The following is a 1,272-nucleotide window of genomic DNA, read 5'->3' on the forward strand; positions in this document are numbered from 1 at the left end:
GGCAGGTATATTACTCAAGATCCGCTTGGTATACTGGGTGGACTAAATAGTTATCAATATGCCGGTAGCGATCCGATAAATTGGATTGATCCGTTGGGGTTGATTAAGGTTGCTGATAAGGGTGTTGAGGGGATCGTTGGAAAAGAGGCTGATGCACAATTAGTGCCAGATACTTTTGTTTCAGATGTTACTACTCATAATAAACAAATAGGACAATTAAATGCGAAAAAAACAGGTATTTCAGGTGCTCATAACCAAGATGCTTTTTTAGAATCCGTTGAGATGACGGGTGCTAAAATTGTTGGTCCTAAACATACTGATAGACGTTTTCCGGGGTTAATTGAATATCAATATCAACTTCCAGCTAGAGCAGCAAATGGACCAAATGCAGGTAAAATTATTCGATTTAAAAAAGTTGAAAAGAAAACAACGTATGATCCAGCAATACTTTCCGATGCAAAAGTGGCTGATATGTCAAATAGAGCTGCAAAACAAGCGGAAAATTATTTTAGAAATAATCCACATAAAAGAGAATATTCTGTAAAAGTTGACGGATATTGGTTCACTGTAACAAAAAATCAAAATACAGGCAAAATAAGCAATGCATTTCTTACAATGCCAATAAGGAATATAAAATGAGTCATAATTTAACATGGTTAAATACAATAGAAAAAGAAATAGAAGAACAAGGAGGTGGTGATTTATATTACTTAATCGAAACAATGTACAAAGAACATAAGATGAATCTTTTACAATTTATTTATGATGCATCACGGGGGATTGGTTGCATTGTTCACGAGGGATTAGAATATGTTTTAGATCAAGATTTAGATGATCCGAAAGAATTCGATGAGGTATCTTTTTTAGTTGGAGACTATGAAAGTTCAACGCTATCTCCCCAACATTTTGTTGAACTTATGCAAATAATATCTAATAGTTATATTGAAACGCATCCTAAAGACAAAGATTCAATCGAATTTTATATGAATAAATTAAGAGAACGTTATTCAAAGTAAATAGTGAAATCCCCATATTACTAGTGGGGAGCATATTTTATTTATTAAATTAACAAGAGAAATTTAGCAATTAACTTATCTTGTTTGACTTTCGTCGCATTAAATCTGGCAATATTAGTATCATTATAACCCTGATGGGCAGCTTGCCGAAATCACAGGGACACAGCCACGCCGTTACCACTATGATAACGCCGGTCAGCTACACACCGTCACTTATCCTGAGGCCAACCCCGAGCATCATCATGCTGAAAAAGTT

At 34.8% G+C, this 1,272-nt stretch carries 2 protein-coding genes; both read left to right on the forward strand.

The annotated features are described in order from the left end of the window. On the forward strand, window positions 1-639 hold a 639-nt coding region (locus GA0061080_RS12275; protein WP_167349251.1), incomplete at its 5' end, for an RHS repeat-associated core domain-containing protein. After that, the gene (gene cdiI / locus GA0061080_RS12280) at window positions 636-1,016 is read left to right on the forward strand and encodes a ribonuclease toxin immunity protein CdiI (protein ID WP_091126254.1); all 381 of its coding nucleotides are present in this window, start codon (window positions 636-638) and stop codon (window positions 1,014-1,016) included. The genes GA0061080_RS12275 and cdiI, both read left to right, overlap by 4 nt. Window positions 1,017-1,272: the final 256 nt, after the last annotated feature.

The organism is Gilliamella intestini (assembly GCF_900094935.1).
Classification (GTDB): domain Bacteria; phylum Pseudomonadota; class Gammaproteobacteria; order Enterobacterales; family Orbaceae; genus Gilliamella; species Gilliamella intestini.

Excerpts from the sequence above, each read along its gene's own strand:
- cdiI (WP_091126254.1), top strand. The coding sequence starts at position 636 with ATGAGTCATAATTTAACATGGTTAAATACAATAGAAAAAGAAATAGAA.